5 protein-coding genes are annotated in these 6,332 nt (G+C 74.6%); 1 reads left to right on the plus strand and 4 read right to left on the minus strand.

Annotated elements, in window-relative coordinates:
* Positions 1–15: 15 nt before the first annotated feature.
* From BM536_RS03680 to BM536_RS03690, 3 genes are read right to left on the minus strand one after another with little or no spacing between them, the layout of a single operon-like run.
* Positions 16–510: a hypothetical protein gene (locus BM536_RS03680; protein ID WP_094102511.1), complete on the minus strand. Its 495-nt coding sequence runs from the start codon at positions 508–510 to the stop codon at positions 16–18.
* A gap of 5 nt (positions 511–515) precedes the next feature.
* Positions 516–1,154 carry an RNA polymerase sigma factor gene (locus BM536_RS03685; protein ID WP_211362817.1) on the minus strand — a complete coding sequence of 213 codons (639 nt, stop codon included), beginning with the start codon at positions 1,152–1,154 and terminating at the stop codon, positions 516–518.
* Between the two features lie 7 nt (positions 1,155–1,161).
* A complete protein-coding gene (locus BM536_RS03690) occupies positions 1,162–2,598 on the minus strand; it encodes a S8/S53 family peptidase (protein ID WP_094102512.1) in 1,437 nt (478 codons plus the stop codon).
* A gap of 283 nt (positions 2,599–2,881) precedes the next feature.
* Here BM536_RS03690 and BM536_RS03695 point away from each other — a divergent pair, with 283 nt between their 5' ends.
* The gene (locus BM536_RS03695; protein ID WP_170109876.1) at positions 2,882–5,446 is read left to right on the plus strand and encodes a CHAT domain-containing protein; all 2,565 of its coding nucleotides are present in this window, start codon (positions 2,882–2,884) and stop codon (positions 5,444–5,446) included.
* A gap of 131 nt (positions 5,447–5,577) precedes the next feature.
* Here the strand turns inward: BM536_RS03695 and BM536_RS42270 are convergent.
* On the minus strand, positions 5,578–6,332 hold a 755-nt coding region (locus BM536_RS42270; protein ID WP_245873250.1), incomplete at its 5' end, for a helix-turn-helix transcriptional regulator.

Consider the following 6,332-nt stretch of genomic DNA (forward strand, 5'->3'; position numbering starts at 1 on the left):
GCGGTGTCCGCGGGGTCAGGCGCGCATCCACTCGGTGACCACTACCTCGCCGCCCGCGCGCAGACGCAGGGCGAACGGGCCGGTGGGGCGGGCCTCGCTGGTGAAGCGGCCCATGTCGTCGGCGGTGAGGGACGCTCCGGCGCGCGGGCCGTCGAGGACCTCGATCGACGCGGACTGCGGGGGCAGCAGTTGGCCCATGATGCCGCGCGGGGTCACCTCCACGTCGACGGTCAGCCCGCCGGTGTGGAAGGTGAGCATCCGCGGTACGTCCACGGCTCCCCTGACCGGGATGGCGTCGACCAGCGAGTCGAAGGTCAGCTCGGCGATCTTCGCGTCGAGGTCGTGCAGCGCGTAGGCCTCGACGGCGAGCAGGCGCAGCTCGGCCGGTACGGGGTCGAGGATCGCGGCGGCCTCGCGGAGTTCCGCCTCCAGCGCGCCGTGGTCTAACTCCCCGTCGCCGAGGGCCTCTTCGTAGGTGTCGTCCATGTCGTCGTCCATGTCGTCGTCCATGTGGCTCACAGGGCTCCCCGTGCGTCGAGTCGGGCCCGCAGGCGGCGCAGGCATCGCTGGCGCATCGGTCCGATGCTGCCCACGGCGATGCCCAGCGCGGCCGAGACCTCCTGGTAACTGGGCGGCGGCGAGGAGATCAGCACGCGCAGCAACTGCCGGCAGCGCTCACCGAGTGCCTCGAACTCCTGCCAGAGATGGCGGACGCGCTCACTCTGCGCGGCCGCCTCCTCCGAGTCCAGCACCGACTGCTCCGGCGTACGTTCCTCGCTGACCCGGTCGAGCAGCTGGGGATCGTCCGTCGGTGTCAGCCGCCGCAGACTCTTGATCACTTTCAGGCACTCGTTGCGCGCGGTGCTCGCCAGCCAGGATCCCGCCTTCTCGGGTTCGCGGATCCGCCCGAGGTGCTGGGCGAACCGGAACCACACGGTCTGGTACACCTCGTGCCCGTCCGCGTCGGAGAGCCGATGCGCGCGCACGACGGACCAGACCAGCGGGCTCAGCCCTTCCACGATCGCCTTCCAGGCCGCCGTGTCACCGTCTACGGCGGACTGGACGAGCGCGCCGACTTCACTACGGTCCACGGTCCCACCCCTTGTGTACGGCAAGTCATCGTACGCCGTGGCAGGGCCGGCCTCGGACCTCATGACGCCCTCACGCCGGGACGGCCGACTGCCCCACGGGCACCGGGGTCCAGGTGGGCGGCAGCAGCGCCGGCACGTGGGCTCCGCGCACCTCGGCCAGTTCGGCGCCGGCGGCGAGCAGTTCCCGAGCGGCGGCGCGCGGGTCGGTCAGGTTGTTGGCCGTCATGTGCGCGGCGACCAGTCCGGCGACGACGGGCGTCGCGAAGGAGGTGCCGCTCCAGGAGGCGAGTCCCTCGAACATGACCTGGTCCGGCTTGCCCGCGGTGGCCGCCGACTCCTCGCTCAACAGCCCGGTGTGGCGCGGCGAACGGCAGGTGCAGGAGTAGGTGAAGCCGTAGCGGCAGGCGTCGTAGGTGGAGTGCTGGTACACGTAGGGGACGGGGCTGTCGAAGCCGGTGAGGGCGCTGGTGAGGCGCTCGCCGGGGGCGTAGACCCGCACCCAGGGGCCATGGTTGCTGAAGCAGGCGCCGAACTCACCGTCGCCGCGCAGCGCGCCGACCGACAGCACCGCGTCCGCGTACTCGGGCAGCGCGGCGTAGGCGGCGGGCCAGAACGGTGTGGCACTGGAGTTGTTGCCCGCGGCGGCCACCAACAGGGTGTGCCGCGCGCTCAGTTCCTCCATGAAGGCGGCCACGCCGAGGAGGCCGTCGACCCGGCCGTTGGAGGTGCCGGCGGAGAGGCTGAGGATGTCGGGCCAGCCCCCCTCGTCGACGGCCTCGAACAGCTTGTCGCCGAAGTCGTACTCCAGGATCGCGCCCGCGTCGTTGAGGGTGTTGCGCACGGTGATGTCGGTGTTGGGGGCGACGGCCGCGACCAGCCCGGCGATGAACGTGCCGTGTCCGACGTACTGCTGGAGGACGCCGCCCTCGTCGGTCTCGCGGATCTGTGCGTCGCCCTCGGTGTGGGCGAGCAGCGGGTAGGAGCGGTAGTCGTGCATGAGACCGGTGTCGACGACGAGCACGCCGACGGCGCCGGACGGGTCGTGGGTGGCCTGGGCCGCGGCCGGGTTGGGCAACGCGTTGTAGGCGGCGGGGACCGGCTCGTCGCCGGGGCAGGCGTTGACCGCGATGGACACCACGTGGTTGCGGCTGACCAGCCGGCGGCCCGCGCGGTCCTCGGCCCCCCGCAGCGCGCGCAGGGCTCCCGCGACGGCGCGGTCGGCGCCCGGCACGCCCTGGCCGGGGTCGGCGACCTGGATGCGGGTGATGCCGGAGCGGTTGGCCTGCGGCCCGGACCGGCGCACATGGTCGGGGGTGAGGTCCGGCGCCGCGGTGAAGTGCGTGCGGACGGCGTCCTCGACGACCTGGGCCTCCTCGCCGTCGCGCGCGAGGACGACGCCCTTCTCGTAGATGAACTCGCCGGAGTCGTCCGGCCCCATCGCCAACGGCACGCCCGGCAGCGCGCGTTGGATCTGCCCGAACTGCTCGTGGAATCGCTGTGGTGCCATGGCGTGTCCTCCCCTGAACCCGATGGTCTTCAGTCAGAGCCGTGAGACCCTCATCTGATACAGGTGGTGCGACGACAGGGACGGGTGGTGCGGTTGCGTTCGCGCGCCCCCGACGTACTCTGCCGCGCGCCCCAGGGCGTACGCCGGGCGGTGTTCGCGTCCCGTTGACGCGACGTCCGATTGATACGTCATGAAACGACTCCAGCCCTGTGTGACATGCGACCGGAGCACTACCATCCGTGGGGTGACAGCGGGAAACGACACGGTTCTCGAACTGCTGCCCATGGTGTTCGCCGCCCCCAACGACGCCCTGGCACGGGCGGAGGGAGTGCTCCACACCGATCCCCCGCCCCTGCACGCCTCGGTCGCCCACCAGGTGATCGGCATCTGGCAACGGGACTGGGGCGACATGAGTCTCGCCCTGCACCATCTGCGGCGCGCCCGCGCGCTGGCGGCACGCGCCGACTCCGCCGAACGGGAGTCCGACGTCCTGGGCACGCTCGGCGTGGCCCTGGTGCACGCGGGCCGCACCCGGCAGGGCCTGGCGGCGTTCGAGCGGGGCATCGAGCGGGGTACGGGGCACACCCGCGCGCGCGTGCTGTACCGGCGGGCCTACTCCTGGTGGGTCCTGGGGCATCACCGCGAGGCACTGGACGACCTGCGCCGGGCGATCACCGTGCTGCGGCAGGCGGACGACGTCATCTGGACGGCGCGCGCCCTCACCCTGCGCGCCACCGTGCACCTGGCGCTCGGCGCGGTGGACCGGGCCGACGCCGACTTCACGGCGGCCGAAGCGCTGTGGGACACCACCGGCCAGGAACACGACAAGGCCGACGCGGTGGAGAGCCGAGGGCTGGCCGCGTTCCGCTCGGGGGACGTGCCGGCGGCGCTGCGGCTGCTGGACGAGGCCGAGGAGCGGTACGCCAAACTCGGCACGCCCACCTTCATGCTCGACATCCGGCGCTGTGAGGTGCTGATGGCGGCCGGGCTGGCGCCCGAGGCGCTCGCCGAGGCGGACGCGGCGATCACGGTCCTCGACGGGATCGGCGGGCAGTCCACCCGCAAGGCGGAACTGCTGCTGGCCGCGGCGAGGGCGGCCCGGCTGGCGGGCGATCCGGGGACGGCGACCGCGCGGGCGGCACTGGCCGTGCGGCTGTTCGCCGGGCAGCGCCGCACCTGGTGGGAGGCGCACGCCCAACTGGTGCTGACGGAGGCGCGGGTGGCGACCGGGCGGAGTTCGGGACGGCTGGTCGCGGACGCGGTCCGGGTCGCCGAGCGGCTCTCCTCGTTCGGGGCGCCCGCCGCGCCGGAGGGCTGGCTGCTGGCCGGCCGGATCGCGCTGGACCTGCACTGGGCCGAGGACGCCGAACGCTATCTGGCGGTCGCCGCCCGCAGCCGGCGCCGCGGACCGCCGCTGGCCCGGATGACGGGCTGGGCGGCGCAGGCGCTGTGGGCGCGCGCGACCGGTTCGGGGCGGGGTGTCCTGGAGGCCTGTCGGCGCGGTCTCGACGTCCTCGACGACCACCGCACCACCCTGGGCGCCTCCGAGCTGCGCGCCCGCGCCACCGCACAGGGTGCCGAACTCGCCGCCCTCGCCCAGCAGGTGAGTCTGGAGCGGGGCGGGCCGCGGCAGTTGCTGGTGTGGAGCGAACGCTGGCGGGCCACCGTCCTGTCGGCCCCACCCACGCGGCCGCCCGCCGATCCGGCGCTGCTCAGCGGACTGACCGCCTACCGCGAGATCGCCGCCCGGGCGGAGGGCGCGCGGATGGACGGCCGCCCGGTGCCGACGCTGGAGCGCGAACAGCGCCGTCTGGAGCGGGAGATCCGCTCCCGCACCCTGCACATCCGCGGGGAGTCCCCGGGGGACGGCGACCGGTTCGACGTGGGCCGGCTGCTGGAGCGGCTCGGTGACGGACGGCTGGTCGAGATCGCCGTACTGGACGGGCGGGTGCAGGTGCTCCTGTGCGGGGGCGGGCGGGTGCGACGGTTCGCGGGCGGGCCGGTGGCCGAGGCCGAGCGGGAGGCCGAGCACGTACAGGCCGGGCTGCGGCGGCTGGCGCATCCCGGTGCGGACGCGCGGCTGCCGGTGGTGGAGGCGGCCGGCCTGCGACTGGAGGGGCTGCTCCTCGGCGAGGCGGCCGCGCATCTGGGCTCCGGACCGGTCGTCGTCGTCCCTCCGGCCCGGCTGCACCAGGTGCCGTGGGCCCTGCTGCCGTCGCTGCGGGAGCGGGTGCTCAGCGTGTCGCCGTCGGCGAGCAGCTGGCTGCGGGCCCGGGAGACGGAACCGACGGCGGGCGGACGGCATGTCCTGGTGCGCGGGCCGGGCCTGGCGACCGGGGGTGCCGAGGTACCCGAGGTGGCGGGCCGGTACGGCAGGCCGACGGTGCTGGAACACGAGGACGCGCGCGTGCCCCGGGTGCTGGAGGAACTGGACGGGGCCGCGCTGGCGCACATCGCGGCCCACGGCACCTTCCGGGCCGACAGCCCCATGTTCTCGTCCCTGCGGATGGCCGACGGTCCGCTGATCGTGCACGACTTCGAGCGTCTCGCCCGCAGCCCGTACCGCATCATCCTCTCCAGCTGCGACACCGCCCGCCTCGCCTCGGTGGGCGCCGACGAACTCCTCGGTCTGGTGGCGGCGTTGCTGCCGCTCGGCACGGCCGGTGTGGTGGCGAGCAGTGCCCCCGTCAACGACGAGGCGGTGGTCGCGCTGATGCTGGCCCTGCACAAGGGGGTAAGCGCCGGTCTGTCCCTGGCGGAGGCGCTGCGCGACGCCCGCGCGGCCCTGCCGGGAGACGCGCTGCACCAGGCCACGGGATGGGCGTTCACGGCATTCGGCGCCGCGTGAACCCGCGGCGTCCGGGCGGAGTTGCGCCCCGCAGGCTGGGCGCGCCCGAGGCGCACGCCCAGGAAGCCGGGAGCCCGGGCTGACGGCGGCCATCCGGGTCCCCGGCCGACAGGTGTGAGACCCCCGGCGGATCAGGCCGTCCGGCTGTCCGGCGGTTCCACCAGCCACGGCAGCGCCGTCCTGTCGCTCGCGCCGAGGCGGGTGTACGCGCCGTACAGGTGGTTGCCGACCGTGCGTACGGACAGGGTCAGCCGCTCGGCGATCTGCCGGTTGCTGAGGCCGGCCGCCGCGAGGGTGACGATCTGGCGCTGCCGGGTGGTGAGTTCGCCGAGCGCCAGGCCCGCGAGCGCAGGCGTGCGGGCGCCCTGGCAGCGGCGGGCCAGGGCGACGGCCCGCGTACGGGCGGTGCGGGCCGCGCGGGGGTCCCGGTGCAGTTGCGCGGCCTGGGCGTGCGCCTCGGCCGCGAACAGCAGGAACCCGCGCTCCTCCAGCTCCGCGGCGGCGTCGTCGAGACCCGGCCCGTCCCCTCGGGCCAGGGCATCGGCATGCCGTGCGAAGACCCCGCCCCCGGGCGAGAGTTGCCGTACGGCGTCGTACGGGGTCACCGCATCCTGCGTTCCAGGCCGCGCCACCGGCTCTCCCGCCCCGAGGGCTCCGCCCCCCGGTCCACGCCCATCCACCGTCCGCCTCGGTGGGCCGGACGGCGACGGTTGCGGCGACTCGGCCCGTCCGGCGCGTGAGGACGCAGCCCGGTCAGGGCCCACGGGGGGGTCCGGGGGGCGCGGCCCCCAGGGTCGGGTCGGGAAGGGGCGGCGGGGGCAGGGGCAAGCTCGCCCAACTGCGCCGTCGCACAGCCCAGTTCCCCCAGACACCCCGCATCCCCCCG

The sequence above is a fragment of the Streptomyces phaeoluteigriseus genome (assembly GCF_001896135.2).
GTDB lineage: Bacteria > Actinomycetota > Actinomycetes > Streptomycetales > Streptomycetaceae > Streptomyces > Streptomyces phaeoluteigriseus.